Origin of the sequence: Acidaminococcus sp. AM05-11 (genome assembly GCF_003472805.1) — a bacterium.
In the GTDB taxonomy this organism is placed as follows: domain Bacteria; phylum Bacillota; class Negativicutes; order Acidaminococcales; family Acidaminococcaceae; genus Acidaminococcus; species Acidaminococcus hominis.
In genome coordinates this window covers 65,590-91,754 of record NZ_QRMX01000009.1, presented here as the reverse complement: position 1 = coordinate 91,754, position 26,165 = coordinate 65,590, and the positions used below count along the sequence as shown (strand labels likewise).

At 54.2% G+C, this 26,165-nt stretch carries 28 protein-coding genes and 2 other annotated features; of the genes, 26 read left to right on the top strand and 2 right to left on the bottom strand.

Annotation, left to right across the window (positions count from 1 at the left end):
- Positions 1–207: 207 nt before the first annotated feature.
- The 12 genes from rpmG (at position 208) to DW089_RS06630 (ending at position 8,395) form a co-directional block, all read left to right on the top strand.
- Positions 208–369, top strand: a complete 162-nt coding sequence (gene rpmG, locus DW089_RS06690) for a 50S ribosomal protein L33 (RefSeq protein WP_105326816.1) — start codon at positions 208–210, stop codon at positions 367–369.
- 14 nt (positions 370–383) lie between these two features.
- Positions 384–608, top strand: a complete 225-nt coding sequence (secE, locus tag DW089_RS06685) for a preprotein translocase subunit SecE (RefSeq protein ID WP_105326817.1) — start codon at positions 384–386, stop codon at positions 606–608.
- A gap of 2 nt (positions 609–610) precedes the next feature.
- Complete coding sequence (nusG, locus tag DW089_RS06680; protein ID WP_105326818.1) at positions 611–1,171, top strand: transcription termination/antitermination protein NusG; 561 nt, start codon at positions 611–613, stop codon at positions 1,169–1,171.
- Between the two features lie 17 nt (positions 1,172–1,188).
- Positions 1,189–1,614, top strand: coding sequence for a 50S ribosomal protein L11 (gene rplK / locus DW089_RS06675; protein WP_105326819.1), 426 nt, complete (start codon positions 1,189–1,191; stop codon positions 1,612–1,614).
- A gap of 54 nt (positions 1,615–1,668) precedes the next feature.
- The gene (rplA, locus tag DW089_RS06670; protein WP_105326820.1) at positions 1,669–2,370 is read left to right on the top strand and encodes a 50S ribosomal protein L1; all 702 of its coding nucleotides are present in this window, start codon (positions 1,669–1,671) and stop codon (positions 2,368–2,370) included.
- A 5-nt stretch (positions 2,371–2,375) separates the two neighbouring features.
- Positions 2,376–2,502 (top strand) — a sequence feature (ribosomal protein L10 leader region).
- 28 nt (positions 2,503–2,530) lie between these two features.
- Complete coding sequence (gene rplJ, locus DW089_RS06665; RefSeq protein ID WP_105326821.1) at positions 2,531–3,064, top strand: 50S ribosomal protein L10; 534 nt, start codon at positions 2,531–2,533, stop codon at positions 3,062–3,064.
- Between the two features lie 65 nt (positions 3,065–3,129).
- Positions 3,130–3,495, top strand: a complete 366-nt coding sequence (rplL, locus tag DW089_RS06660; protein WP_105326822.1) for a 50S ribosomal protein L7/L12 — start codon at positions 3,130–3,132, stop codon at positions 3,493–3,495.
- 171 nt (positions 3,496–3,666) lie between these two features.
- Positions 3,667–3,883 (top strand) — a binding site (T-box leader).
- Positions 3,884–4,065: 182 nt separating this feature from the next.
- The gene (locus tag DW089_RS06650; RefSeq protein ID WP_105326824.1) at positions 4,066–5,091 is read left to right on the top strand and encodes a methionine ABC transporter ATP-binding protein; all 1,026 of its coding nucleotides are present in this window, start codon (positions 4,066–4,068) and stop codon (positions 5,089–5,091) included.
- Positions 5,088–5,750, top strand: coding sequence for a methionine ABC transporter permease (locus DW089_RS06645; protein WP_105326825.1), 663 nt, complete (start codon positions 5,088–5,090; stop codon positions 5,748–5,750). The genes DW089_RS06650 and DW089_RS06645 overlap by 4 nt, the downstream gene beginning before the upstream one ends.
- Positions 5,751–5,772: 22 nt before the next feature.
- Positions 5,773–6,603, top strand: coding sequence for a MetQ/NlpA family ABC transporter substrate-binding protein (locus DW089_RS06640; RefSeq protein ID WP_105326826.1), 831 nt, complete (start codon positions 5,773–5,775; stop codon positions 6,601–6,603).
- A 61-nt stretch (positions 6,604–6,664) separates the two neighbouring features.
- On the top strand, positions 6,665–7,846 hold the full coding sequence (locus DW089_RS06635; protein WP_105326827.1) for a M20 family metallopeptidase: 1,182 nt from the start codon (positions 6,665–6,667) through the stop codon (positions 7,844–7,846).
- Positions 7,847–7,939: 93 nt separating this feature from the next.
- Complete coding sequence (locus DW089_RS06630) at positions 7,940–8,395, top strand: DUF441 domain-containing protein (protein ID WP_105326828.1); 456 nt, start codon at positions 7,940–7,942, stop codon at positions 8,393–8,395.
- 57 nt (positions 8,396–8,452) lie between these two features.
- On the opposite strand, the gene DW089_RS06625 is transcribed toward DW089_RS06630, so the two are convergent.
- Together DW089_RS06625 and DW089_RS06620 are read right to left on the bottom strand one after the other, a co-directional pair.
- The gene (locus DW089_RS06625) at positions 8,453–8,875 is read right to left on the bottom strand and encodes a flavodoxin (RefSeq protein WP_105326829.1); all 423 of its coding nucleotides are present in this window, start codon (positions 8,873–8,875) and stop codon (positions 8,453–8,455) included.
- Positions 8,876–8,952: 77 nt separating this feature from the next.
- On the bottom strand, positions 8,953–9,513 hold the full coding sequence (locus DW089_RS06620) for a DUF3793 family protein (protein ID WP_105326830.1): 561 nt from the start codon (positions 9,511–9,513) through the stop codon (positions 8,953–8,955).
- Positions 9,514–9,776: 263 nt separating this feature from the next.
- Here DW089_RS06620 and DW089_RS06615 point away from each other — a divergent pair, with 263 nt between their 5' ends.
- The 14 genes from DW089_RS06615 (at position 9,777) to DW089_RS06550 (ending at position 25,933) form a co-directional block, all read left to right on the top strand.
- Positions 9,777–11,294 (top strand): efflux transporter outer membrane subunit, encoded by a 1,518-nt coding sequence (locus DW089_RS06615; protein WP_105326831.1) that lies wholly within the window; start codon positions 9,777–9,779, stop codon positions 11,292–11,294.
- Positions 11,287–12,327 carry an HlyD family efflux transporter periplasmic adaptor subunit gene (locus DW089_RS06610; RefSeq protein ID WP_105326832.1) on the top strand — a complete coding sequence of 347 codons (1,041 nt, stop codon included), beginning with the start codon at positions 11,287–11,289 and terminating at the stop codon, positions 12,325–12,327. The genes DW089_RS06615 and DW089_RS06610 overlap by 8 nt, the downstream gene beginning before the upstream one ends.
- Positions 12,320–14,083, top strand: a complete 1,764-nt coding sequence (locus tag DW089_RS06605) for an ATP-binding cassette domain-containing protein (protein WP_105326833.1) — start codon at positions 12,320–12,322, stop codon at positions 14,081–14,083. Before DW089_RS06610 ends, DW089_RS06605 begins: the two co-directional genes overlap by 8 nt.
- Complete coding sequence (locus DW089_RS06600; protein WP_231086619.1) at positions 14,064–15,185, top strand: ABC transporter permease; 1,122 nt, start codon at positions 14,064–14,066, stop codon at positions 15,183–15,185. Before DW089_RS06605 ends, DW089_RS06600 begins: the two co-directional genes overlap by 20 nt.
- Positions 15,185–16,300: an ABC transporter permease gene (locus tag DW089_RS06595; RefSeq protein ID WP_199614647.1), complete on the top strand. Its 1,116-nt coding sequence runs from the start codon at positions 15,185–15,187 to the stop codon at positions 16,298–16,300. Before DW089_RS06600 ends, DW089_RS06595 begins: the two co-directional genes overlap by 1 nt.
- Positions 16,301–16,356: 56 nt before the next feature.
- Positions 16,357–17,472: a M20/M25/M40 family metallo-hydrolase gene (locus tag DW089_RS06590; protein WP_105326835.1), complete on the top strand. Its 1,116-nt coding sequence runs from the start codon at positions 16,357–16,359 to the stop codon at positions 17,470–17,472.
- Positions 17,473–17,998: 526 nt separating this feature from the next.
- Positions 17,999–19,462, top strand: coding sequence for an anthranilate synthase component I (trpE, locus tag DW089_RS06585; protein ID WP_105326836.1), 1,464 nt, complete (start codon positions 17,999–18,001; stop codon positions 19,460–19,462).
- Between the two features lie 3 nt (positions 19,463–19,465).
- Positions 19,466–20,044, top strand: a complete 579-nt coding sequence (locus DW089_RS06580) for an aminodeoxychorismate/anthranilate synthase component II (RefSeq protein WP_105326837.1) — start codon at positions 19,466–19,468, stop codon at positions 20,042–20,044.
- Between the two features lies 1 nt (position 20,045).
- Complete coding sequence (gene trpD, locus DW089_RS06575; protein WP_105326838.1) at positions 20,046–21,062, top strand: anthranilate phosphoribosyltransferase; 1,017 nt, start codon at positions 20,046–20,048, stop codon at positions 21,060–21,062.
- Positions 21,059–21,853 carry an indole-3-glycerol phosphate synthase TrpC gene (gene trpC, locus DW089_RS06570; RefSeq protein ID WP_105326839.1) on the top strand — a complete coding sequence of 265 codons (795 nt, stop codon included), beginning with the start codon at positions 21,059–21,061 and terminating at the stop codon, positions 21,851–21,853. Before trpD ends, trpC begins: the two co-directional genes overlap by 4 nt.
- Positions 21,840–22,466 carry a phosphoribosylanthranilate isomerase gene (locus DW089_RS06565; protein ID WP_105326840.1) on the top strand — a complete coding sequence of 209 codons (627 nt, stop codon included), beginning with the start codon at positions 21,840–21,842 and terminating at the stop codon, positions 22,464–22,466. Before trpC ends, DW089_RS06565 begins: the two co-directional genes overlap by 14 nt.
- Positions 22,463–23,647 (top strand): tryptophan synthase subunit beta, encoded by a 1,185-nt coding sequence (gene trpB, locus DW089_RS06560; RefSeq protein ID WP_105326841.1) that lies wholly within the window; start codon positions 22,463–22,465, stop codon positions 23,645–23,647. The genes DW089_RS06565 and trpB overlap by 4 nt, the downstream gene beginning before the upstream one ends.
- A complete protein-coding gene (gene trpA / locus DW089_RS06555; RefSeq protein WP_105326842.1) occupies positions 23,640–24,419 on the top strand; it encodes a tryptophan synthase subunit alpha in 780 nt (259 codons plus the stop codon). Before trpB ends, trpA begins: the two co-directional genes overlap by 8 nt.
- Positions 24,420–24,538: 119 nt before the next feature.
- Positions 24,539–25,933 carry an LCP family protein gene (locus DW089_RS06550; protein ID WP_118286963.1) on the top strand — a complete coding sequence of 465 codons (1,395 nt, stop codon included), beginning with the start codon at positions 24,539–24,541 and terminating at the stop codon, positions 25,931–25,933.
- The last annotated feature ends 232 nt before the right edge of the window (positions 25,934–26,165 follow it).

Sequence of the window (26,165 nt, the reverse complement as noted above, 5' to 3'; positions counted from 1 at the left end):
GCGAAGGCGGCCATACGGTAGGCGCTGGCGTTGTTACCGAAATCGAAGGTTAAGAAATATTTGCCAGAATGGCATCAAAATTGAGGCCGGTCCCTTATCGGCCTCAATTTTTTGTTGACATTCGGCCTTTTGTATGATAGTCTTTATAAGCGGCTTTTAGGATTTTTTTGACTTGAGTCTAGTGTAAAGTAAGCGAGGTGTTAAGGAATGGCAGCTGGAAACCGTGTAGGTATTACCCTGGCTTGCACTGAGTGCAAACAGCGTAACTATCAAACTACGAAGAATAAGAAAAACGATACTGAACGGATCGAAATCAACAAGTATTGCAAATTCTGCAAGAAGCATACGTTGCATAAAGAAACGAAATAAGGTGGAGAGATAATATGGCAGCATCTCAATTCACCCCGGATATCAAAAGCTCGTCAGGAGTGACGGGATTCCTCCGGGAAGTGAAGGTCGAAATGAAAAAAGTAGCCTGGCCGAACAAGCGGGAACTCATGGGCTATACCGTAACGGTAATCATGTCCAGCCTGTTTTCTGCATTGCTGATCTGGGCGATCGATGCTATTTTATCCGTACTGTTTCGTTTAGTGATGGGAGTGCAGTAAGCATGGAAGGTCAAAAGCACTGGTATGTCATTCATACTTATTCCGGTTACGAGAATAAGGTAAAGATGAATTTGGAAAGCAAAATCCATTCTTTGGGCATGGAGGAGCAGATCTTTCAGGTGCTGGTTCCTATGCAGAATGAAGTGGATGCTAAGGATGACAAGCAGAAGATCATGGCCCGCAAGGTATTTCCCGGCTATGTGCTGATTGAAATGATTGTGGACGATCGGACTTGGTATGCTGTGCGCAACACCCCTGGTGTAACTGGCTTCGTTGGCACCGGCACGAAACCCATTCCCTTATCCGACCGCGAAGTAGAACGCATCCTCGGAGCTCAACCCAAAGAGGAAGGCGGCAAGGCTGAAGAAGCTCCCGTCATCCGTATGGAGTGCCCTGTAGGTTTGAATGATACCGTCCGCATTAAGGCCCCTGGCTTTACCGATATGGTAGGGACGGTAGCGGAGATCAACGACGAACAGCAGAAGGTCAAAGTCATGATTGAAATGTTTGGTCGGGAAACTCCGATTGAAGTTAAATTCACCCAAGTGGAAGCTATTGATTAAGTAAGGAGGTGTGACATATGCCAAAGAAAGTTATTAAAATGGTTAAATTGCAGGTTCCTGCTGGTAAGGCAACTCCGGCACCTCCCGTAGGCCCGGCCCTCGGCCAAGCTGGTATCAACATTATGGCCTTCGTTAAAGACTTTAACGAACGTACTGCAAAACAAGCTGGTCTGATCATTCCTGTTGAGATCACTGTTTTTGAAGACCGTTCCTTTACTTTCATTACGAAGACCCCTCCCGCTGCAGTTCTGCTGAAAAAGGCCGCTGGTATTGAAAAAGCATCCGGCGAACCCAACAAGAACAAAGTAGCCGTTGTAAAACGGGACAAAATCCGGGAAATCGCAGAAACCAAAATGAAAGACCTAAACGCTGGCTCTGTTGAAGCTGCTATGCGCATGGTTGAAGGTACTGCCCGCAGCATGGGTATTACTGTAGAAGACTAAGCTCTTCAATTTACGTGGGAGGCAAAAGCCGTTTGACCACCAGGAGGAAAGTACATGAAAAAGTTTGGCAAGAAATATTCTGATGCCGCAAAGCTCATCGAAGCTGGCAAAGCATATTCCCCCAAGGAAGCAGTTGATCTGGTTAAACAGACTTCTGTAACCAAATTCGACAGCACCGTTGAGGTTTCCGTCCGTCTGGGCGTAGATCCCAAGTATGCTGACCAACAAGTGCGCGGCGCTCTGGTTCTGCCCCATGGTACTGGTAAATCCAAGACCGTGCTGGTATTCGCTAGAGGTGCTAAAGCACAAGAAGCTGAAGCTGCTGGCGCTGATTTCGTCGGTTCTGATGAACTGGTAGAAAAAATCAAAGGCGGCTGGACTGATTTCGACGTCTGCGTTGCTACCCCTGATATGATGGGTACCGTAGGCCGTTTGGGTAAGATTTTGGGCCCCAAGGGCTTGATGCCTAACCCGAAAGTCGGCACTGTTACCATGGATGTAACCCGTGCTGTCAACGAAATCAAAGCTGGTAAAATTGAGTACCGTACCGACAAAGCCGGTAACGTACAAGCTGCTATCGGTAAGGCTTCCTTCGATGCTGAAAAGCTGTTGGAAAACTACCTGACCTTAGTAACCACCCTGATCCGGGTAAAACCCTCCGGTGCCAAAGGACAATACATTAAGAGTGTAACCCTGTCCACCACCATGGGCCCTGGCGTACACGTGGATGTACTGAAGGCTGACAGCAACAAATAATCACATAGAAAATGACCATCGGACCAGAGACAGCAGGTGCTAACGCATAACGATCCTTATCCCCTGCCTAGGTCGGAGTGTTGATAAACATGACCTCCGGCTGACCCGCCGAGAGGTCTTTTCATTGATTATAACTTTTTACGCAAGGAGGTGTATATTGATGCATGATATTAGACCTGAGAAAGCTAGTAAAGTTGCAGAACTGAAAGAATTACTGGCTGGTTCTAAAGGTGTGGTTCTGGTTGACTACTGCGGCCTGTCCGTAGCTGAAGATACCGAACTGAGAAGCAAAATGCGTGAAGCCGGTATTAAATACATGGTTGCCAAGAATACGTTTGTACGTATTGCTGCGCAGGAAGCTGGTATTGAAGGCCTGGATGCTTATCTGGAACACAATACCGCTCTGGCCTTCGCCCCTGAAGACCCTGTTGCTCCTGCTAAAATCCTCAACGATTTCAGCAAGGATCATAAAGCTCTGGAACTGAAAGCCGGCATTTTGGACGGCGCCGTAATCGGCGTTGACGAAGTAAAGGCTCTGGCAGAACTGCCGTCCAGAGAAGAACTGCTGGCCAAACTGGTTGGCAGCATGCAGGCCCCTCTGTCCGGCCTGGTCAACGTTCTCCAAGGCACGATCCGCAATGCCGTATATGTCCTGGAGGCCGTACGTCAAAAGAAAGAGCAGGAAACTGCTTAATTCACTTGCAGGCTGAATCCGCAGCCTGACAACCATTTCATTTAAAAATTTTGGAGGTATTTACAATGGATAAAGATCAAATTCTGCAAGCCATCGAAAGCATGACTGTTCTGGAACTGGCTGACCTGGTAAAAGCTATGGAAGAAAAATTCGGCGTGAGCGCTGCTGCTCCCGTTGCTGTTGCTGCTGCTCCTGCTGCTGGCGCTGCTGCTGCTGAAAAGACCGAATTCAACGTTGTACTGACCGATGTTGGTGCTAGCAAGATCAACGTTATCAAAGTTGTTCGCGAACTGACCGGCCTGGGCCTGAAGGAAGCTAAAGCTGCTGTTGATGCTGCTCCTAACACCCTGAAAGAAAACGTTTCCAAAGCTGATGCTGAAGCCATGAAAGCTAAACTGGAAGAAGCTGGCGCTAAAGTAGAACTGAAATAATTTCTGCTCTTTGAAGAAGGATTGTCACCTCGGTGATGGTCCTTCTTTTTTTGTTTGGTTTGAGGGCAACATGTATAACTAAAAAGAATAGCAATTCCACAAATAAATGTGTATTTTTCCTTTACAGTACCTTGACAAAATCCCCCTTGCATAGTAGGATATATGCATACGCGAAAAGCAATGACCGGAATAAGTAAGTTTGGGCTAGCCCCACAGAGAGTCCTGCAAGGGTGAGAGCAGGGCGGTGCAAAACCAGGCCGAATGCCTCCGGGAGCTGAAAGGCCGAAAGTTCCAGTAGGCCTTTACGGGGTGGCAGCCGTTATACTGCGCTTGAGGCTGACCTTTGGGCCGGCAAAACAGAGTGGAACCACGGACCACCGTCTCTGCAGACGGGGGTTCTTTTTTTATACCCTGACGGGTTTGGTTCCTTCTGAATTTATCTTTTCAGGAGGTGCAGGAATTGAAAAAATGGCATTTGCTTCCCTGCTGCGGGGGAACCCGCTGCTGTAGACAGCAGGACATGCGGTCCTGCCTCCAGAAACTATTTGCTGCTGCAGAGGTGTCGGTACAATGATTGAATTCCAAGATGTCAGTAAGACATTCCACTTAAAAAATGTTGAAGTACAGGCTCTTTCCCATGTGAACCTTACGGTAGAGAAGGGGGATATTTTTGGCGTCATCGGTTTCAGCGGCGCTGGAAAATCTACTTTGCTCCGGATGGTCAACGCTTTGGAAACTCCCACGGAGGGTCATGTGGTGATCAACGGGCAGACCATTGATACCCTGAACCACCAGGACCTGCGTCTGGTGCGGAAGAATGTAGGGATGATTTTCCAGCAGTTCAACCTGCTGGGTTCCAAAACGGTGTACGAGAATGTGGCCATTCCCCTGCGGCTCAATAAGATTGAGAATGCTGCGGTGGACCAAATCGTCAAAACCCTGCTGAAATTTGTCAGCCTGGACGACAAGGCTCATGCTTATCCCGGGCAGCTGTCAGGCGGTCAGAAACAGCGGGTGGGCATTGCCCGGGCTCTGGCTACCAATCCGTCCATTCTGTTGTGCGATGAGGCCACCAGTGCCTTGGACCCGGAAACCACGGACCAGATTTTGGACCTGCTGCGAAAAATCAATAAGGAGCTGAAAATCACCATCTTGTTTGTGACCCACCAGATTCAGGTGATTCAGCAGCTGTGCAACAAGGTGGCGGTTATGGAACTGGGCAAGGTGGTGGAAAGCGGTTCCGTCCTGGACGTATTCAGCGATCCCCAGCAGCCCATGACCAAGAAGTTCGTTCGGACGGTTATTCCGGATACCATTCCCAAGAGCATTCAGGAAAAATTAAAGAAGGAAACCCGGCCCTACAAGCTGCTGAAACTGCGGTTTTTGGGAGACCAGGCTTCGGAAGGCACCATTTGGGAACTGAACCAGAAGTTCGGCTTGCAGACGGATATCGTGTTTGCCAATGTTTGTGAATTGCAGCAGACAGCCCTGGGACTATTTACCCTACAGGTGATTGATGAAGGGGATAAGCTCCAGAAGGCGGAAGCATATCTGACCCAGCAGGGGATTTTGTGGAAGGAGGTGTCCCTGTCATGATTGAACAATTGGGCGTACCGGCTTCCCGCTTGATCCTGGCGGCGGAGCAGACCTTGTACATGGTGTTTATTTCCCTGTTTATCGGCACCGTGATAGCCATGATTTTGGCAGTGACACTGGTGCTTACCAATCCCAACGGGATTCTCCATAACCGGGTGATTTCCGGGGTTTTGAATACCATTATCAATGTGATTCGGAGTATTCCTTTCATCATCCTGATGGTGTTCATTATGCCCCTTACCAAAGCCCTTATAGGGACCCGGATTGGGACCACGGCGGCCCTGGTGCCCCTGGTGATTTTCATCGCCCCCTATCTTACCCGGCTGTTTGAAAACTCCATTTTGGAGGTGGACCGGGGGATTGTGGAAGCAGCCCAGGCCATGGGAGCCAGCTATTTTGAGATTGTCTGGTACTTCCTATTGCCGGAAGCCAAGGGATCCCTGATCTTGTCGGTGACCACCGGCACCATCGGACTTATTGGTGCCACGGCCATGGCCGGTGCCATTGGGGCTGGCGGCGTAGGCGACCTGGCCTTGACCTACGGCTACGAAAGAATGAATACCCCGCTGATGCTGTTTACAGTGGTGGTCCTGATTATTTTTGTGCAGATTATCCAAACCATCGGCAATCATTTTGCCTATAAAACAAGAAATCATTAAAAGGGAATATGGAGGCGTTATCATGAAAAACTGGAAAAAGTGGCTGGTTGTGGCCTTGGCGGCAATTATGAGCACGGCGGTGCTGGCAGGCTGCGGAGACAGCAGCAAAGATACGGGCAGCAAGAAGGAACTCACCTACAGCAAATCCCAGGGACCCTATTCTGACCTGTTCGAAAAGGGCGTAAAACCCATTTTGGAAAAGAAGGGGTATAAGATTACCGGTAAGGATATGTCCGACCTGCTCCAGGCCGATATTGCCCTGAATGAAGGGGAAGTGGACTTTAACGTAGAGCAGCATATAGCCTATATGGATAACTTCAATAAGAAGCAGGGCGGCCATTTGGCAGCCATCACTCCTATTCCCACTGTTCCGGCTGGCATCTACGCCGGTTCTAAGACCAAGCTGGACCAAGTAGCCGACGGGGATACCATTGCGGTTCCCAACGATGCTTCCAATACGGCAAGAGCCTATGCGCTGCTGCAAAAAGCTGGGTGGATTAAACTGGATCCCAAAAAGGACCTGTCCACGGTAACCATGCAGGATATTGTGGAGAATCCCCACAATCTGAAATTCGTGGAAATGAAGTCCCTGAATATCCCGGCTGTACGGGGTGATTTCGACTACATCGTCATTACCGGTTCCATTGTGTACAACGCCAAGATTGACCCCTCCACGGCGCTTATGAAGGAAGATATCCTGCCCCATCTGCTACTGCAGCTGGTGGTAGCCGACAAGAACAAGAATGCCCAATGGGTAAAGGACATTGCGGATGCCTACCATTCCGAAGCCTTCAAGGAATACCTGAAGAAGAACAACAACGGCCTGTGGTATGATCCCGATACGAAAAAATAACCCATATGGAAAGACCCTGACGCTGCGGCTGCAGGGTCTTCTTTCTGAAAAGGAGTAAGCTATGAACGTAGAAGAACAAGTACAGCAGCTTCAGCAGGAACTGGTTACCCTGCGCCGGGATTTTCATACCCATCCGGAACAGTCCTGGCAGGAATTTGGCACCCAGGAAAAAATCCTGAACTACTTGGAAAAGCTGGGCATTCCTGCAGTAAAGGCGGCCAAAACCGGCGTTATTGGCACCATCAAAGGGAAAAAAGCTTCGGACAAGATTCTGGGCATCCGGGCAGATATTGATGCCCTGCCCATTACAGAACTGAACGAAACGTCCTACAAATCCCAAAACCCCGGCACCATGCACGCCTGCGGCCATGATACCCACATTACCATTCTTTTGGGTACGGCCAAAATTTTGGCCGGTCTGAAGGATGAATTGCCGGTTACCGTCCGGCTGATTTTCCAGCCGGCAGAAGAATACATTGCGGACAGCGGGGCGGCCCATATGAAAAATGAACCATTGGTCAAGGAATGTGACCGGATTATCGCCCTGCATATCTGGGGACTGATTCCTGTAGGGTATGCCTCCCTGCGGGTGGGACCGGTGATGAGTGCAGCGGATACCTTTGACATTTACGTAGAAGGGAAGGGGGGCCATGGGGCCCAGCCCCACCAGGCCATCGATCCCATTGTGGCGGCCTCGGAATTTGTGACCACCCTGCAAACCGTGGTCAGCCGGGAAATCAGTGCCTTAGAGCCGGCTGTACTCAGTGTTACTTCCTTTCAGGCGGGGACCACTTCCAATGTGATTCCGGCGGAGGCTCATCTACAGGGGACTGCCAGGACCTTTAATCCCCAGCTGCGGCAGGAATACCCGGGAATCCTGGAGCGGGTGGCCAGAGGCGTAGGCGAAGCCTCCCGGACCCAAATCCGGGTGGACTACCACTTTGGCACGCCGCCCATGATCAACGACAAGGCCTGTGTGGAAACGGGGCTGAAGGCCTGCCAAAAGGTTTTTGATCCGGCAAAGATTGTAGAATGGGACCTGCAAATGGGGGGCGAAGATTTCGCCAAGTATGAGGCACCCAAGTGCATCTTGCTGCTGGGGGGCGGCGTGCCCGACGAGAAGGAACGTCATGCCCAGCACAATCCCTACTTTGATGTAGATGAACGGGCTTTGGGCCTGGGGGTTCAGTACTTTGTGCAATATGTGCTGTGTTATGGCGCAGAAACCCAAAACAGTAAATAGAATCCCTTTTGTTTACAATTGTAGTAAAATCACGTAAAATATGAGTCAGAGCATCGGGCTCTGACTCATATTGTTTTTAGAAAGGATTACTCCATGCAGGCATATTTGGTTTTACTGGGTGTCCTGCTGCTGGGCTATTTTTCCCATAACAGCACGGTCACGTATTCTTCGGCTTTTCTTTTGGTGCTGAAACTGGTGCTGCCCCACGACAAACTGCTGTATTTCGGGGCGCATGGACTGAATTGGGGGGTTATCCTCCTGACGGCTGCCATGCTGGTGCCTCTGGCTACCGGTGCCATCGGCTACCACGAAATTGTGGACGTGGTTCGCTCCCCGGAAGGTATCGCTGCCATTGTTACCGGGATTATCGTAGCCCTTTTGGGCAAATGGGGTGTTGAAGTTATGACCCGGGATCCCCAGATGGTGGTTTCCATTCTGGTGGGGACCATTTTGGGGGTGATTTTCCTGAAGGGGGTACCTGTGGGCCCCATGATTGCCAGCGGGATTCTCTATGTATTTATGAAAGGGTTCCACGCCCTGTTCCATTAAGAAAGCAAAAAAGGATGTGCCGGGGCATATCCTTTTTTGCTTTCTTAATGGGGGATTTTATACCAGGGCAGCGCCTAGGGTTTTGCATTCACCAAGACCGGCATCATCGGGGGCCCCGTTGATGATCAGGGGGTCAGCCGCCAGCACGGCACCGGCCTTTACGCAGTCTTCCTTCCAGTAGTCCATCCACTCACCCGTGCCCCAGCCGTAGGAGCCGAACAGCACCAGTTTCTTGCCGGACAGGGCCGGTTTTACGTCGTCAAACATGGGCTGGAATTCGGATTCTTCCAGAACTTCTGCCCCCATGGCCGGACAGCCAAAGGCAATGGCATCAAAACCAGGAACCTGGGCAGCAGAGAATTCCGCAGCCGTAAAGACGGTTACTTCTGCGCCTTTTTCTTTGGCGCCCTCTGCTACAGCTTGGGCCATAGCTTCCGTATTGCCGGTTCCACTCCAAAATACAACAGCGATTTTACTCATAGGGTACATCCTTTCTGCCGGCGGTTCTGCCGGCTGTGGCGATAGTAGAAAAACGGCGGTGCCGTTTTTGACAGAAATCAGGCAACGGCCAGGCGGCTGAGAGGCGTTCCTGCACAGTAGCAGCGCCAATAGACCTGGGTGCATTTTCGGCATTTGGCAAAGTAGCAGGCAGCCTGCTCCCTATTGCCGTAGGCTTTCCAGCAGCCGGAACAAACGCCTTTCTCCCGGGGAGCGGCCATATACGCCTTCACGTCTTCTAAAGGATAGCCAAGCAGCAGGCCAATTTCATGGGGGAAGGAGCCCTTTCTGGACAGGCGCAGGGCCATGGCGTCCAGAATCTCCTCGCAAGAACCCGTATAGCCCTGGCGTTTTAGGAAGGAGCTGTTGGCCGGTTCCTTTAGAATCTGGTGAAGTTCCCACGGACGGAAGCCATAAAAGAGGGCTCCCCGGCTGGCAAGGTGATAGGACAGGATTTGGACCCGGATGCCTTTGGGCTCCAGGGCCTGGGTCACTGCAAATAGTGCGCGGGCAGGGTCTTGGCCGGGGGCAAAGACGTAGCGGAACAGGCTGGCGGGTTTTAGGCCAGCCAAAGTTGGGGCGCATTGCCGTACCAATTCTGTCTCTAAGGAAATTGTCATGGGAAGCCCTCCTTTAGTTAGTATTAACTAATTAAAACAGAAAATAAAAAAGTGAATTCCTGGATAAATTCACTCTAACAGTTAGTTAAAACTAACCAAATGCAGTATAGCAAAAAAATAAATTCCGTGCAAGCTTTTTTTTCAAAAATGGGGGAAAGGGGTTTCGGTTGTAAGAACAGGGGGTTTGTATTATAATTAGTTTATAATTAATTGTGCGAATAATTACCCCTCTGTTTGCGTGGGAGAATGAAGGAGGCATTTCCATGGGTTGGAAAGAAACCGTATTGGTGCTGGCTCTATTGACGGAACCGGCCCTTGGCCTGGCGGCAGGCAAGACAAATGGAAAAACAGCCCCTGCCCCGGAAAAAATGGCGGCCTGGACACAGCTGGCCAAGGGGAGCGGGGTTTATGATAAAACGGTACCTGAGGCGCAGCTGGACGCCCAGCAGCTGGCAGCCTGGTGGAAGGTGTTTCAGGATCCCCAGCTCAACAGGCTCATTGACCTGACGCTGCAAAACAACCGGGATTTAAAGGCCGGGGCTGCCCGGGTGGAAGAAGCCCGGGCCCAGCTGGGCATCAGCAAAGGAGAAAGCCTTCCCTGGCTGAATGCCGGCGGTGCCTATATCCGGGGAGAGGTGCCGGACAATGTGGGCAAGGTGGTAACGGATATGAGTCCCGTACCGGGAATGCTCCATGCGCCCAAGCTGAATAACCAGGCCGCAGGCCTGGGGATTGACGCGTCCTGGGAACTGGATTTCTTTGGCCGGATCAAGGCCGAGAAGCAGGCGGCAGCCCATGGACTGGCCGCCCAGCAGGGGGCCCTGTACAGTACCTGGGTAACCCTCAGTGCGGAAACGGCCTTGAATTATTTTTCCCTGCGGACCCTGCAGCAGGACCTGGTCCTGGTAGAAAAACGGGGACAGCTGCAGCAGCAGAAAGCGGATCTTTTGGATACCAATTTTCAGGCGGGACTGATTAGCGCCTACCCGGGTACGGCTATGCGCACCCAGGCACAGGCGACTTTGGCAGAAGTTCCCAGCCTGCGGCAGGCCATCAGCGAAACCCTGACCCGGCTGACGGTGCTTACGGGCTCAGAGCCAGGGGCTTTGGATGAGCTGGTCCAACCGGCGCCCCTGCCGGAGGTGAATCCGCTGCTGTACCATGCCATTCCCGCCAATTCCCTGCGGCAGCGGCCGGATATTTTTGCGGCGGAACAGCAGGTGGCGGCCCAGGTGGCCAAAACCAAGGAAGCCCGGGCGGCCTTAAAGCCCCGGTTTACGCTGGAAGGTTTCCTGGGGCTGGTGACCCTGGGAGGATCCAACCTGTTTTCTGCAGGTTCCCGGGGCTTTGCCCTGGCGCCTTCTATTACCCTGCCTCTCTTTCACGGGGGGCAATTGCGGCAGAATGTACGGCTGCAGGATGCACGGGTCAAGGAAGTTCAGGCCCAATACGAAAAGACGGTACTCCAGGCAGCCGGAGAAGTTCGGGATGCCATGACCCAGATTGTCCAGGAGAAGGAAAGAAAGGATCAGCTGACCGCAGGCAGGGAAAATGCCCAAAAGGCCCTTTCCCTGGCAGAAAGCCGCTATCAGGCAGGTCTTAGCGATTACCAAGCGGTGCTGGATAATGAGAGCACCCTTTTGGGGCTGGAACGGCAGGAAAATCGCAGCAAAGGCCAGGAACTGGCCAATCTGATCCACCTCTTTAAGGCCTTGGGTGGAGGCTGGGAACCGATGGACCAACAGGCAGCTGCGGCAGCGGGAGGAACAAAACATGATTAAGGAACTTTGGAATACATTGCGGACGGATAAGAAAAAAGCGGCTCTGGCGGCAGGGGTGGTGGTATTGGCCCTTTTGGGCGGCTTTGGGTATGAGCGGTATCAGGACCAGAAGGCGGCCCGCACCCTGACCCTTTACGGCAACGTAGACGTGCGGGAAGTGGCCCTGGCCTTCCGGCAAAGCGACCGGATTGCGGACGTATTGGTGGAAGAGGGGGACAAGGTGACCAAGGACCAGGTGCTGGCCCGGCTGGACACGGACGAACTGAAAATCAAGAAAAGCAAGCTTCAGGCCCAGGTAGCCGCCCAGCAGGCGGTGGTGGACAAGCTCCATAACGGTACCCGGGCAGAAGATCTGGCCGAAGCCAAGTCCAAGGCCGATGAGGCGGCGGCCCAGGCGGAGCAGGCCAAACAGGACCTGGACCGGGCCCAGACGGCCTACCGGAATTCCTTGGGGCTTTCCGTCAGCAAGCAGGATTTGGATGCAGCAAGGACCAAGGCGGATGTAGCGGCGGCCCAGGCCGAGGCAGCGTCCCAGTCCTATGCCAAGGCCCAGGCCGGGCCCCGGGAGGAAGATGTTGCTGCCGGGGAGGCCCAGCTGCGGGCCCTCCAGGAAGAGGTAAACCAGGTGAATTATCTGCTGGGGCAGGCAGAGCTTCGGGCGCCGTCAGACGGCGTTATCCGGTCCCGGCTTTTGGAACCGGGGGATATGGCCTCTCCCCAGAAGCCTGTCTTTAAGCTGTCCCTCAATGAGAAAAAATGGGTGCGGGTCTATGTCAGCGAACAGGACTTGGGCCGCATTTATGAAGGAATGGAAGCCAAGGTCTACACCGACAGCTTCCCCAATGACCCGGTAACGGGCCAGGTAGGGTACATTTCCTCCACTGCGGAGTTTACGCCTAAAACGGTAGAAACCTCGGACCTGCGTACTGCCCTGCTGTACGAGGTTCGGGTCTACGTAACGGATACCCGGAACCGGCTGCGGATGGGTATGCCGGTAACGGTCAAATTGGAAACGGAGACCCGCCATGGCTGATTGGGTGGTCCGGGCCCAGGGGTTGGAGAAATTATTTGACGATAAGCAGGGACGGACCCTGGCCCTGAATCAAGTGGATTTTCAGGCAGCAGCAGGCAAAATGACGGCTCTCATAGGGCCGGATGGGGCGGGGAAAACCACCACCCTGCGGCTGCTGTGCGGACTCTTGTCCCCTACAGGGGGCAAACTGGAAGTGCTGGGGTTAGATGCAGTGCAGCAAGCACCAGAAATTCAAACGAGAATCAATTATATGCCCCAAAAATTTGGCCTCTATGAAGATTTGACGGTCCAGGAAAACCTGGACTTGTATGCAGACCTTTTTGGCGTAGAGGGGGAAAAGCGGCGGCAGCGGTTTGCCAAGCTCCTTTCTATGACGGGACTGGAAGCTTTTACCGGACGGTTGGCCGGGAACTTGTCCGGGGGCATGAAACAGAAGCTGGGTCTTGCCTGCACCCTGGTACGTTCTCCGGAACTGCTGCTTTTGGATGAGCCTACGGTGGGGGTGGACCCCCTGTCCCGGCAGGAACTTTGGGTAATCATCAAACAGCTGGTCCAGGAAGAACACCTCAGTGTTATTGTATGTACGGCCTATATGAACGAGGCCGCCATGTGTGACGATGTGTATGTATTGAACCAGGGAAAAATCCTTTTTCAGGGTACCCCCGAGAGTCTTCAGAACGTAGCCCAGGGCCGGTGTTTTGAAGTGGTGCCGCCCCAGGGACTGCCCTGTCGGGTTATCCAGGGGGCTCTTTTGGACGATCCGGACGTGGTAGATGCCGTGCCCCAAAGCGGTCTGGTCCGGTATATTGCCCTGCGGCCGGAAAAGCTGCCGGCTACCCTTGGCAAGTGGCAACTGGCCGCCCAGCCCGCTGCGCCCCGGCTGGAGGATGGCTTTATGATTCTCCTGCATCGGGACGCCAAGCCGGAGGATAAGCAGTTGGAACTGACGCCCCTGGAGCCGGGAACCTACCAGCCCGTTTCTCCTGAGGTCAGCATCAAGGTGGAAAATCTGGTGAAGAAATTCGGAGATTTTACCGCCGTTTCCCATACTTCCTTCCAGGTGCATCGGGGGGAGGTATTTGGCCTTTTGGGCCCTAACGGCGCAGGGAAAACCACCACCTTCCGGATGCTCTGCGGCCTTTTGCCGGCTACGGAAGGGGTGCTCAGCGTGGCTGGGGAGAACCTGCGGACGGCCAGAACCCAGGCCAGGGCCAAAATAGGCTACGTGGCCCAGAAATTCTCCTTGTACAGCAAGCTGAGCGTCTTGGATAATCTACAGTTTTTCGGAGGAATTTACGGAATACCACCCAAAAAATTAAAGGAGCGCATCAAACTTATCTTGGAAGAATTCCGTTTGGAGGGAATGCAGGACAAAAATGCCGGGGACCTGCCCGGCGGCTATAAGCAGCGCCTTTCCATGGCCTGCGCCCTGCTCCAGGAGCCGGAAATCCTGTTCCTGGATGAGCCCACCAGCGGCATCGATCCCCTGGCCCGGCGGCTGTTCTGGCGGCAGATTACGGATTTGGCCATGAAGGGGACCACCATTATTGTTACCACCCATTTTATGGAAGAAGCGGAGTACTGTGACCGGATCATGATTCAGGACCGGGGCGAAATGCTGATTGTAGGCTCGGCAGAAGAAATCCGGCAGCAGCTCCACAAACCCCGGGGAAATATGGATGAGCTGTTTATCGATATTGTCCACCGGGCACGGGCAGCAAAGGGGGAGGAGAACCATGCAGGACACCATCAATGACCGGCTGCGCCGGATGCGGGCTCTGACCCATAAAGAATTTTTGGAAGTGGGCCGGGACAAGAGCAGTCTGATGATGGGAATTTTGCTGCCCATTATCCTGATTCTGGTCATCGGCTTTGGCATCAGCCTGGACGTAAAGAATGCGCCCATTGCGGTGGTGCTGGAGGATAATGCCCCGGAAGCCCGGCAGATGGTGAATTTTGTGGATGGGTCGGAATATTTTAAGCCGGTGTATATGACGGATATCTACCAGGCTGTCCAGGCTTTTGAAACCCGAAAGGTGGACGCCATTCTCCGGGTCCCTCCGGATTTCAGCCGGCAGCTGCACCAGAACAATGCCCGGCTCCAGCTGATTTTATATGGGGTGGATACCACTACTGCCATGACCCTGCAATCCTATGTGGAGGCAGGAGTCAGCCAGTGGACGGGGGAGTATCTGGCGGCTCAGGGGCTGGGCGGAGTTACCCTGGAAAGCCGGCTGTGGTTCAACGATGCCCATGCCAGTACCTGGGTTTTTGTGCCGGGGCTGATCCTGATGATTGTGACGCTGGTAGGGGTGCTGCTTACCGCCGGGGTAATGGCCCGGGAGTATGAGCGGGGCACCTTTGAATCCCTGTTTGTAACTCCGGTGCGGAAGGGAGAGCTGATTGTAGCCAAAATTATTCCGTATTTCTGCATTGCCATGCTGGGGGTATTGATCTGTCTGGTATTGTCCCGGTATTTATTCCAGGTGCCCCTGGTGGGCTCCCTGGCCCTGATTCTTTTGGTAACCATCTTGTATCTGTTGGCTGCCCTGGGGGCGGGAATCCTGATTTCCGTAGTGACCAAGGGGCAGTTCATGGCTACCCAGGTGGCCATGTTGGTAAGCTTTCTGCCCAGCATTATGGTGTCGGGCTTTCTGTTTGACCTGCGCAGCACTCCCCTGGTGGTACAGCTGTCCGGGGAAATCCTGCCCTTCAGCCATTACCTGACGGTATTGAAAACCCTGTTTTTGGCCGGAAATATCTGGCCGGTAATCTGGAAGCAGGGGGCCATCTTGGTGTTTTTTGCCATTCTGTTTACGGAACTGGCCTTCCATATCATCCGAAAGAAGGTGGAATGATGACGGGCTGGAAACTTTTCTGGTATCAGGTAAAGTGCATCTGCCGCAAGGAATTTCTGGCCATTATGAAGGACAAAGCCTTCCGGCGGATTTTGGTGATTCCGGTGATTTTTACGGGAATCCTTTTTGGCTACGCCGCCACCTTCAATGTAACCTATATTTCCTACGGGGTATTGGACCAGAGCCATTCGGAAGCCTCTGCCTCCCTTTTGGCAAGGCTGGACGGCACGGGCTTTTTCCACCGGGCAGCCACCCTCCAAAACGCTTCCCAGATTGCGGCTATTATGGATACGGAACAGGCCATGATGGTGCTGGCTATTCCCCAAGATTTTACCCAAAGGCTGGAGCGGGGAGAGAAGGCCAGGCTCCAGCTGATTACCGACGGCCGCAATACCATGACGGCCAGCCTGGCGTCCGCTTATACGGGCCGGGTGGTGGCCAGCTGGGCCAGCGCCCGGACGGGGCAGCCCCTGCCGGTTACCCTGGAACCCAGAACCTGGTTTAACCCCAACCAGTCCACCCGCTGGTACTTTGCACCGGGCATTATGGGGCTCATGAGCTTTGCCCAGGTTATTTTATTGTCCGGTATGTCCGTAGCCCGGGAACGGGAGGAGGGAACCTTTGAGCAGCTGCTGGTTACCCCGGCATCGCCTTTGGTACTGCTGATTGGCAAGGCATTTCCTCCTGTGGTGGTGGGTCTGATGCAGGCCACCATTCTGCTGCTGATTGACCTGTTTTGGTTCCGGGTGCCTTTTGCCGGCTCTTATCCTACCTTGTACCTGGTTCTGCTGGTGTATTTTCTCAGTTCCACCGGGATTGGCCTTAGTATTTCCTCGGTCTGCTCCAGTATGCAGCAGGTCCAGGTCTATACCTATGTGTACCTGATTCCCAATGCCTTACTGTCCGGGGTAGCTACTCCGGTGCGGAATATGCCCCAATTTCTCCAGCTGCTGACCTACGTGGATCCCCTGCGTTTTGCCCTGGATGCCATGCGGCGGATCTATTTTGAGGGGGCGGGGCTTTCCACTATTGCTTTTGATTTTGTGCCCATGGTGATTGTGGCCATTCTGACTTTGGCTTTGGCGGCCCACCTGTTTCGGGAGAATCTTAGCTAGGGTACCTGGGCGGAGTATGGTATAATCAAAAAGACAATGCCAAATGGAGGTGCAGCATGAACGAAGTATTGCGGAAACTGGTCAACGATTATATTGACCATAATATGGCGGATTATATCCAGTTGTTATACGATGTAACGTCCCTGCCGTCTCCCACCGGGGAGGAAGGGAAAAAAGCCCAATGGATTCTGGAACAGCTGAAAGCCCTGGGGGCAGAAGGTTCCTACATTGACGAAGCAGGAAATGTGGTGTATCCCTGCCATATTGACGGGGCAGAGAAGTTTCCCCTGTATACGGCCCACATGGATACGGTGTTCGCAGGGGTTACCCACATTGTGCCGGAAATCGCCGGCCATGTGATGAAGGCCCCTTCCTGCGGGGATAACAGCTCCGACGTGGCTGCCCTGCTGTTTCTCATCAAAATGATGCATACCATGAAGCTCCACACCCCGGCCATTTTTGCTTTTAATACTGGGGAAGAGGGACTGGGCAACCTGAAGGGCAGCCGCTATCTGACGGATACCTGGGGGGATCGGCTCACCTATTTCCTGGCAGTGGATGGGTTTAATGACCGGTTCGTCAACCTGGCGGTAGGATCCCGGCGTTATGCGGTTCATGTGGTGACCCCCGGAGGGCACAGCTTCGGGGCGTTTGGCAATGCCAACGCCATTGCAGAGGCGTCCGCCATCATCCAGGAATTTTACCAGCTGACGGTACCCAAGGACCCCAAGACCACCTACAATGTGGGCACCATTCAGGGCGGAACCACGGTAAATTCCATTGCAGAAGAAGTGGAATTCACGGTGGATATGCGTTCGGTTTCCCATACGGAACTGTTGAAGCTGGATGCGGCCTTCCAGGCCATCCTGGACCAGCATAGACGGGAAGACGTGCAGATTGAAACCCTGCTTTTGGGAGAACGGCCCTGCAGCGAGGGCGCTTTGGAGAACGAGATTTATGACCGGATTCAGGCTATTCGGAAGCGGGAGGGGCTGTCCACCCATTTTGACTGCGGCAGTACCGATGCCAACATTCCCCTGAGCCGGCACATTCCGGCCATGGCTTTTGGCATCAGCAAGGGTACTGGCCTCCATACGGTCCATGAGGAACTGGATATGACCAGCCTGGCGCCGGGTCTGAAGCAGCTGGCTGCCTTTATCTGGAAGCTGTAAGGCCGGAAAGCAGCTTAGAAAGCGTAATACTCAAAAATAAAGAAATTTATAAAACCACTCCATAGAAAAATGGGGTGGTTTTGTTTCAATGTTACAATTTCCTTTAGCATAAAAAGTTTTTTAGAATTTTTGTTGACAGCCCTGGACTCAGGGTGGTATCCTAAGGGCACAATTTCAAATGACTACTGAAACCATTGAAGTGGAGATAACGTCAGAGGATGTGCTTACAGAGAGTCCGGGGTGCTGGAAACCGGATAGCGGCAGACTGGCAAATGGACCACTGAGGGCGCGATGAAATCGAAAGAAAGTATCCCGCGACGCAGCACCTGCGTTATTGGTGAGGAATGTGTTGGCATTCTGCTGAGCGTACAATGTGAAAGCATTGTAATACGGGGTGGTACCGCAGGTTATAACACCTGTCCTTGTAGAAGGACAGGTGTTTTTTGTTACTTTACTTTGCGGCTTCACGGATATCCAGGCGGATTGACCAACGGGATATCCGTTTTTTCATGTGAGGAGGAGCATTATGAAACAACAAACTTTGGAAGAATTACAACATAGCGCAAAAAATTATCCGGCGGTGCCGGTGGTACGGGAAATCCTGGCAGATACCCTGACCCCTATTGGGCTGGTGAGCCTGCTGCGCAGGGACCGGAATCGGTACTTTCTGTTGGAGAGTCTGGAGAAGGAGGACCCTTCCGGCCGGTATTCCTTCATTGGCTGTGATCCCCGGCTGCGGCTGACTGCCAAGGCTGGAAAAGCCCAGCTGGAAGGGGAGAACGGGCAGGTGGAAACCCTTGCGGAGGATCCCCTGACGGCACTCCGCCGGCTGCTGAAGGAATACGCCATTCCTTCCCTGCCGGACCTGCCGCCCTTTACCGGAGGCCTGGTGGGATACTTCTCCTATGATTTTATCCAGTACTGTGAACCCAGTCTGCATTTCGATCCGAAAAAGGCCACACCCTTCCCAGATTTTGACCTGATGCTTTTTGACAAAATCATCGCCTTTGATAGTTTCAAACAAAAACTGTACTTAGCAGTAACCATTAAAACTGACCACCTGGCAGATAATTACCAGAAAGCACAGGTAGAATTGGACAAGCTGGAAGCCTTGACCCGGCAGCCGGTGGTACCGCCCCAGCTTGAGAAAGCGGTGCTGGGACCCATTACCAGCAACCAAAGCAAGGAAACCTACCGGCGCAATGTGGAAACCATCAAGGAACATATCCGCTGCGGCGATATTTTCCAGGCGGTATACTCCCAGCGGTTTTCCGCAGACTACGACCAGGATCTGTTTTCTATGTACCGGATTCTCCGGACCACCAATCCTTCCCAGTACATGGTGCTGCTCAGCACCGGGGAAGTGGAACTGGCGGGTTCTTCTCCGGAAACCCTGATTCAGGTCAAGGGCCGGACCATTACCTCCATGCCCATTGCCGGGACCCGGAAAAGGGGCCGTACGGAGGCTGAGGACAAGGCCCTGGAGCAGGACCTGCTTCAGGATCCCAAAGAGCTCAGCGAGCACAATATGCTGGTGGACCTGGCCCGGAATGATGTGGGCAAAACGGCGGAATTCGGTTCTGTCCAGGTGTCGGATTACCTGCTGGTGAAGAAGTTCTCCCATGTGATGCACCTTACCAGCAAGGTAACGGGAACCCTCCGGGCGGACAAGGATTGCGTGGACACCCTGTGTGCTGCCTTTCCGGCAGGTACCCTGTCCGGAGCGCCCAAGGTCAGGGCCTGTGAAATCATCGATGCATTGGAACCGGAGCGGCGGGGCCCCTACGGAGGCGGCATGGGGTACCTGGACTTTGCCGGGAACATGGATATCTGCATTACCATTCGCACAGCCCTGAAATACGGCGGCCGGGTGTACTTCCAAGCCGGCGGCGGTATTGTGGCGGATTCCCAGGTGGAAAATGAATTTGCCGAAACGGTGAACAAGTCGGCGGCCATTCGGGCAGCCCTGGAAGCAGCAGCGGAGGAATAAATCATGATTTTACTGATTGACAATTACGATAGTTTTACCTATAACCTGTACCAATTGGTGGGAACCTTGCAGCCGGACGTAAAAGTGGTGCGCAACGATGCCCTGACTGTGGCGGATATCCGCCAAATGGCCCCCACCCACCTGATTTTGTCCCCGGGTCCGGGGCGGCCGGAGGATGCCGGTATCTGCGAAGAGGCGCTGCGGGAGCTGAAAGGGGAACTGCCCATCCTGGGGGTCTGCCTGGGGCACCAAGCCTTGGGAGAAGTCTTCGGCGGCCGGGTGATTCGGGCACCCCAGCTGGTCCACGGCAAGCAGAGCCAGGTACACATTGCCAATGGTTCCGCCCTGTTCCAGGGGCTGGCACCTATTATTCCGGCAGCCCGGTACCATTCGCTCCTAGTGGAAAAAGCCACCCTGCCGGACGAACTCCTGGTAATTGCGGAAACGGACCAGGGAGAAATCATGGGGCTGAAGCATCGGGATTACAATTTGTATGGTTTGCAGTTCCATCCGGAATCCATTCTGACCCCGGACGGCAAGCAGATCATCCAGAATTTCTTACAGATTGAAGGAGGGAAATGACATGCTGGAAATACAGAATGCCCTGCTGAAAGCAGCAGATGGCTATGATTTGAGCCTTGAGGAGACCCGGGGCGTTATGGATACCATTATGAGCGGCCAGGCTACGGATGCCCAAATTGCCAGCTTCATTACCGCCATGCGGATGAAGGGGGAAACGGTGGAGGAAATTACCGCCTGTGCCCTGGTGCTTCGGGATAAATGCCAACGGCTGGAGCCCCAACAGGATGTGCTGGATATTGTTGGGACCGGCGGCGACCGGGCCAATACCTTCAACATCTCCACCACCAGCGCCTTTGTGATTGCCTCTGCCGGGGTGCCCGTAGCCAAGCATGGGAACCGCAGTGTGTCCAGCAAATGCGGTGCCGCAGATTGCCTGGAAGCCCTGGGCGCCCGGTTGGACGTGCCCCGACAGCGGAGCGAAGCAATTTTGCAGGAGCTGGGCTTCTGCTTCCTGTTTGCGCCCCTGTACCATTCTTCCATGAAATACGCCGGCCCGGTGCGCAAGCAGCTGGGGCTGCGGACCCTGTTCAACATCATTGGGCCCTTGACCAACCCGGCTGGTGCTACCATGCAGCTGCTGGGCGTTTACGACGAAAACCTGGTGGAACCTATGGCCAAGGTGCTGGCCAATCTGGGAGTGAAACGAGCCATGGTGGTCCATGGTCATGACGGCCTGGACGAGGCCACCCTGACTACTTCCTCCACCCTTTGTGAGCTCATTGACGGCCGCATGAACAGCTTCTTTCTGGATCCGGCCCAGTTGGGATTGAAACGCTGCCAAAAGGAAGACCTGGTGGGCGGCAGCCCAGCAGAAAATGCCCAGCTGACCCTGGATATTTTAAGCGGCCGGGACCGGGGTCCAAAACGGGATGCGGTGCTGTTAAACTCCGCCCTGTGCATTTACCTGGGCAAAGGGCAAAAGGTGCTCCGGGACTGCCTTGCGGAAGCGGCGGATATCATTGACAGCGGCAAGGCCCTGGCCAAGCTGCAGCGCTTTGTGGAGCTGACCCAGGCATGATTTTGGACCAGCTGGCACAGGCCGCCCGGCAGCGAGTGGCCGCAGAGCGCCAAAAAGAAAGCGAAGCAAAACTCCTGGCCAGGGCCGAAGCCCTGGGCCGGGAACGGGCCGGCTGCTTTTACCGGGCACTTACCCAGCCGGGCCTGCAGATCATTGCGGAAGTGAAAAAGGCTTCCCCTTCCAAGGGCTTGATTGCCCCAAACTTTCCCTACCTGGAAATTGCCCGGACCTACGAAAAAGCCGGTGCGGCAGCCATATCGGTGCTGACGGAACCGACCCGGTTTCTGGGCAGCGACCAGTACCTGAAAGAAATCCGGCAGGTGGTTCAGCTGCCCCTGCTGCGGAAAGATTTCACGGTGGATCCCTACCAGATCCTCCAGGCCAAATGCCTGGGAGCCGATGCAGTGCTGCTTATTGCGGCGCTGCTGGGGGAGGAGGAACTGCGGGAATTTCGCCAGCTGGCGGAGCACTTAGGGTTAGATGCCCTGGTGGAAGTCCACGATGCAAAAGAGCTGGAACGGGCCCTGGGGTCCGGCGCCCGGATTTTGGGCGTTAACAATAGGAACCTGAAGAATTTCACGGTAAATGTACGCAACAGCCTCCAGCTGCGGAAGCTGGCTCCCCGGGAACTGCCCTTTGTGGCGGAAAGCGGTATTACAGGAAGGGCTCAGACCAGGGAACTGGAACAGGCCGGGGTCAGCGCCGTCCTGGTAGGGGAGCTGCTGATGCGCAGCGGGAATCCAGGAAGGACCCTGAGGCAATTAAAAGGAGAACAAGATGACCCGGTGTAAGCTTTGCGGACTTCGTACCCTGGAAGCTATCCAAATGGTGAATGCCTGCCGGCCGGACTATGCAGGCTTTGTCTTTGCCCCGGGCCGCAGGCAGGTAACCTCAGAGCAGGCCCGCCAATTGCGGCAGGCCCTGGACCCCCAAATTCCGGCAGTGGGCGTCTTTGTACAGGAGCCCCTGGAAAGGGTTGCCGCCCTGGTGCAGCAAGGCATTATCCAAGGGGTGCAGCTTCACGGGGAGGAATCCCCGGACTACTGCCGGGCTCTGAGAAAGCGGGTACAGGTACCCATTATCAAGGTGCTGCGGGTAAAGGGCCCCGAAAGCCTGGCGCATGCAGATGCCTATCCCTGTGATTATTTTCTGCTGGATGCCTACAGTCCCGAAGGCTATGGCGGTCTGGGCAAGACCATTGCTCCGGGCCTGCTGGAAAAGCTTAGCCTGCCCCGGCCCTTTTTCCTGGCCGGAGGCCTTACCCCCGCCAATGTGGGAGAGGCCATTGCCCAATTCCACCCCTGGGGCGTGGATACCAGCAGCGGCGTAGAAATAGACGGAAAGAAAAATTTAGAAAAAATCCGGTCCTTTGTGGATGCGGTTAGAAAAGAGGAATTCAAATGAGTAAAGGAAGATACGGCCGGCACGGCGGCCAATACGTACCGGAAACCCTGATGAATGCAGTCCAGGAACTGGAACGGGCTTACGAACAATATAAGAACGACCCGGAATTTTTGGCAGAACTCCAAACCTTGTACCATGACTACGCCAATCGGCCCAGCCTGCTGTACAAGGCAGAGAAAATGAGCCAGGATCTGGGGGGCGCCACCATTTACCTGAAACGGGAAGATTTGAACCATACTGGGGCCCACAAAATCAACAATGTGCTGGGCCAGTGCCTTCTGGCTAAGAAAATGGGCAAAAAACGGATCATTGCAGAAACTGGGGCCGGCCAGCACGGGGTGGCAGCTGCTACGGTGGCTGCCCTGATGGGCATGGAATGTGTGGTATACATGGGCAAGGAAGATACTATCCGCCAGGCCCTGAATGTTTACCGAATGGAGCTTTTGGGCGCCAAGGTGGTGCCTGTAACTACGGGCACCGGCACCCTGAAGGATGCAGTCAGCGAGGCCATGCGGGAATGGAGCGCACGGGTAGAGGATACCTTCTACGTGCTGGGCTCTGTTATGGGCCCCCACCCTTACCCGGCCATGGTCCGGGATTTCCAAAAGGTCATCGGAGAAGAAGTAAAGGCCCAGATGCTGGAAAAGGAAGGCCGGCTGCCGGATATTCTTATGGCCTGTGTAGGCGGTGGCAGTAATGCCATGGGCCTGTTCTATGATTTCATTCCGGATACCCAGGTACAGCTTATCGGGGTGGAAGCGGCCGGCCGGGGCGTGAATACGGCAGAAACCGCCGCTACCATAGCCCGGGGCAAACCCGGTATCTTCCACGGCATGGAATCCTATTTTCTTCAGGACCAGGATGGGCAGATTGCCCCGGTGTACTCCATTTCTGCCGGCCTGGATTATCCGGGCATTGGACCGGAGCATGCGGACCTGTACGACAAGGGCCGGGCCCAGTACGTATCTATCACCGACGATGAAGCGGTGGAGGCTTTTGAGTACCTGTCCCGGACCGAGGGCATCATTCCGGCCATCGAAAGTGCCCACGCCGTTGCCTATGCCATGAAACTGGCACCCACCCTTCCCAAGGAAAAACTCCTGGTGGTGAACCTTTCCGGCCGGGGAGACAAGGATGTGGCTGCCATTGCCAGATATAAGGGGGTTGACCTTCATGAGTAGAATTACCGCTGCATTTGCCAAACAGAAAAAAGTATTTATTCCCTTTGTGACCGCAGGGGATCCGGATTTAGATACCACGGAACAATTGATTTACGCCATGGAAGAAGCGGGGGCCGGCATTATTGAGCTGGGCATTCCCTTTTCCGATCCTACGGCGGAAGGGCCGGTAATCCAGGAAGCGGATAACCGGGCCCTGGCCAGTGGGGTCAAAACCCGGGACCTTTTTGAACTGGTAGCCAAGGTCCGCAAGCACACCCAGATTCCCCTGGTTTTCCTGACCTACGCCAATCCGGTATTTACCTATGGAGCTGAGAAATTCTTCCAGGACTGCCGGGACTGCGGGGTGGACGGGGTAATCATTCCCGACGTGCCCTTTGAAGAACGGGAGACCTTTGGACCGGTAGCTGCCCAGTACGGGGTGGAATTGATTTCCCTGATTGCCCCCACCTCCCACCAGCGGGTGAAAGAAATTGCCCAAGCTGCCCAGGGGTACATCTACCTGGTTTCCTCTTTGGGGGTTACCGGGGTGCGCCAGGAAATTACCACCAATCTGGCGCCTATTGTAGAACAGATCCGGCAGGTGACGGACAAGCCGGTGGCCGTGGGCTTTGGCATCTCTACACCGGAGCAGGCCCGGGAATTGGCAGGCATCAGCGATGGAGCCATTGTGGGCAGTGCCATTGTGAAGCTGTGCGCCCAGTATGGGAAGGCTGCGGTGCCGCCTGTGCGGGAGTATGTGAAGCGTATGGTGGAAGCCCTGGAAAATGCCTAGGCTGGGCCCTGGAAGCTGGCGGCAGCCGGCCCCAGGGCCTTTTGCGCGCCTGGGCAATTGTGCGGGGGCTGAAAAATAGGGTATAATGGAACCAGAATTTATGCTTGGAGGAAGCTTCCATGTTCACAAGACTTACCCAATATAAAGGCCTGGCAGCCCTTCTTGCCGCCATTGTTTTGGCAGCGGCCGGCCTGATTTATGCCTTGACGCCCCCAGCGGTGAAAAAGGAGCAGGTTCCCATGTATCAGGGCAAACGGAATATTATGGTGCTGGGGGTGGATCGGCGGATCGATGATGTGGGTCGTTCCGATACCCTGTTTGTGGCCATGCTGGACACCCAGAAAAACCGGATTTCCCTGCTTTCCGTGCCCCGGGATACCCTGGTGAAAATTCCCGGTCATGGCTGGGACAAGGTCAACCATGCCTATGCCTTTGGCGGGCACGCCCTGAGCCAGAAAACCCTGGAAGGCTTTTTGGGTATTCCCATCAACAACTATCTTTTGGTGGATTTTCGGGGCTTTGTGGACCTGGTCAATGCCATTGGCGGAGTGGATATTGATGTGGAAAAGCCCATGCAGTACCAGGACCCCTACGATGACAACGGCGGGCTGGTGATTAACCTCCAGCCCGGCCGCCAGCATATGGATGGTACCACAGCTATCCAATACGTGCGTTACCGGGACGAGGAAGGGGATATTGGCCGGGTACGCCGGCAGCAGAAGTTTATGCAGGCCATTTTTGCCAAGCTGCGGGGCACCAATCTGGTGACCAAGGCTCCGGAAATTGCCCAAGCCCTGTACAAAAGTGTGGAAACGGATCTGTCCGCCGGGGATCTGCTGTCCCTCCTGGTAACCTTTACCAAGAACGTGTCGGGTACCTCCCGGCTGGAAACGGCCATGGTCCAGGGGAGTCCGGCCTACCTGGATGATATCAGCTACTGGATTCCCAATATGACAGCCCTGCGGCAGCAGCTGGCTCTGCTGTCCGGGGTCCAGGCCACGGAGACCTACCGCCAAAAGGCTCTTGCCGCCAAGCGGGAATATGACGAATTGCTGGGTACCAACAGCGCAGCTGCTGGGGCTGATGGGAAGCAGCAGCTGCCAATCAAGACGGAAGCCATGAAACAGGCGGTGGAACGGACAAGGAAAATGGAACAGGAAAGCAAGGAAACCCCTGCGGTTTCCCCTAGTACGGAAAATGACAAGCCCCAGGAACCGGTGGGTATGCCGCCCCAGCCGGTACGGCAGCCCCTGCGGGTATCCATTGTCAATTGCAGCGAGAAGCCCCAGAATGGGGAACGGGCCGCTGAAGAGGTGCGCAGCGCCGGTTTTACGGTGGTGAGCACCAGTACGGGCAGCCCCGTGGACCACACCCAGGTGCTGATCAATGCGTCCAGCTCCCTGGCGGCCAGCCGGGCCCAGAGCCTGCCTTTTGCCTACCAGCTGCTGCGGGGCTCCGTCAGTCCGGCAACAGGGGATATGATCATCTATCTGGGCCGGGACTATGAGAAATAAGAGAATAAAAAGAAAAAACAGAAAACATATTGCACATTGTATACAAAGGTGGTATAATGCACTCGTAAGTTAAAGATGCCCCTCATTTGGCCCTTGTTCTACAAGGGCTTTTTTTTATGCCCAGGGGCGCAAGAAGGCAATTTGCCTATTATTCACCGGAGTTTTCATTGTCATTCCCCGTTGAATATGGTAAGGTATGATATTGTACAGCAGTTATGATTTGGAGGTACTA

Bases quoted from the DNA above. Each gene is read 5' to 3' on its own strand.
- rpmG (WP_105326816.1), top strand. From the start codon at position 208: ATGGCAGCTGGAAACCGTGTAGGTATTACCCTGGCTTGCACTGAGTGC.
- secE (WP_105326817.1), top strand. From the start codon at position 384: ATGGCAGCATCTCAATTCACCCCGGATATCAAAAGCTCGTCAGGAGTG.
- nusG (WP_105326818.1), top strand. From the start codon at position 611: ATGGAAGGTCAAAAGCACTGGTATGTCATTCATACTTATTCCGGTTAC.
- rplK (WP_105326819.1), top strand. From the start codon at position 1,189: ATGCCAAAGAAAGTTATTAAAATGGTTAAATTGCAGGTTCCTGCTGGT.
- rplA (WP_105326820.1), top strand. From the start codon at position 1,669: ATGAAAAAGTTTGGCAAGAAATATTCTGATGCCGCAAAGCTCATCGAA.
- rplJ (WP_105326821.1), top strand. From the start codon at position 2,531: ATGCATGATATTAGACCTGAGAAAGCTAGTAAAGTTGCAGAACTGAAA.
- rplL (WP_105326822.1), top strand. From the start codon at position 3,130: ATGGATAAAGATCAAATTCTGCAAGCCATCGAAAGCATGACTGTTCTG.
- DW089_RS06650 (WP_105326824.1), top strand. From the start codon at position 4,066: ATGATTGAATTCCAAGATGTCAGTAAGACATTCCACTTAAAAAATGTT.
- DW089_RS06645 (WP_105326825.1), top strand. From the start codon at position 5,088: ATGATTGAACAATTGGGCGTACCGGCTTCCCGCTTGATCCTGGCGGCG.
- DW089_RS06640 (WP_105326826.1), top strand. From the start codon at position 5,773: ATGAAAAACTGGAAAAAGTGGCTGGTTGTGGCCTTGGCGGCAATTATG.
- DW089_RS06635 (WP_105326827.1), top strand. From the start codon at position 6,665: ATGAACGTAGAAGAACAAGTACAGCAGCTTCAGCAGGAACTGGTTACC.
- DW089_RS06630 (WP_105326828.1), top strand. From the start codon at position 7,940: ATGCAGGCATATTTGGTTTTACTGGGTGTCCTGCTGCTGGGCTATTTT.
- DW089_RS06625 (WP_105326829.1), bottom strand. From the start codon at position 8,875: ATGAGTAAAATCGCTGTTGTATTTTGGAGTGGAACCGGCAATACGGAA.
- DW089_RS06620 (WP_105326830.1), bottom strand. From the start codon at position 9,513: ATGACAATTTCCTTAGAGACAGAATTGGTACGGCAATGCGCCCCAACT.
- DW089_RS06615 (WP_105326831.1), top strand. From the start codon at position 9,777: ATGGGTTGGAAAGAAACCGTATTGGTGCTGGCTCTATTGACGGAACCG.
- DW089_RS06610 (WP_105326832.1), top strand. From the start codon at position 11,287: ATGATTAAGGAACTTTGGAATACATTGCGGACGGATAAGAAAAAAGCG.
- DW089_RS06605 (WP_105326833.1), top strand. From the start codon at position 12,320: ATGGCTGATTGGGTGGTCCGGGCCCAGGGGTTGGAGAAATTATTTGAC.
- DW089_RS06600 (WP_231086619.1), top strand. From the start codon at position 14,064: ATGCAGGACACCATCAATGACCGGCTGCGCCGGATGCGGGCTCTGACC.
- DW089_RS06595 (WP_199614647.1), top strand. From the start codon at position 15,185: ATGACGGGCTGGAAACTTTTCTGGTATCAGGTAAAGTGCATCTGCCGC.
- DW089_RS06590 (WP_105326835.1), top strand. From the start codon at position 16,357: ATGAACGAAGTATTGCGGAAACTGGTCAACGATTATATTGACCATAAT.
- trpE (WP_105326836.1), top strand. From the start codon at position 17,999: ATGAAACAACAAACTTTGGAAGAATTACAACATAGCGCAAAAAATTAT.
- DW089_RS06580 (WP_105326837.1), top strand. From the start codon at position 19,466: ATGATTTTACTGATTGACAATTACGATAGTTTTACCTATAACCTGTAC.
- trpD (WP_105326838.1), top strand. From the start codon at position 20,046: ATGCTGGAAATACAGAATGCCCTGCTGAAAGCAGCAGATGGCTATGAT.
- trpC (WP_105326839.1), top strand. From the start codon at position 21,059: ATGATTTTGGACCAGCTGGCACAGGCCGCCCGGCAGCGAGTGGCCGCA.
- DW089_RS06565 (WP_105326840.1), top strand. From the start codon at position 21,840: ATGACCCGGTGTAAGCTTTGCGGACTTCGTACCCTGGAAGCTATCCAA.
- trpB (WP_105326841.1), top strand. From the start codon at position 22,463: ATGAGTAAAGGAAGATACGGCCGGCACGGCGGCCAATACGTACCGGAA.
- trpA (WP_105326842.1), top strand. From the start codon at position 23,640: ATGAGTAGAATTACCGCTGCATTTGCCAAACAGAAAAAAGTATTTATT.
- DW089_RS06550 (WP_118286963.1), top strand. From the start codon at position 24,539: ATGTTCACAAGACTTACCCAATATAAAGGCCTGGCAGCCCTTCTTGCC.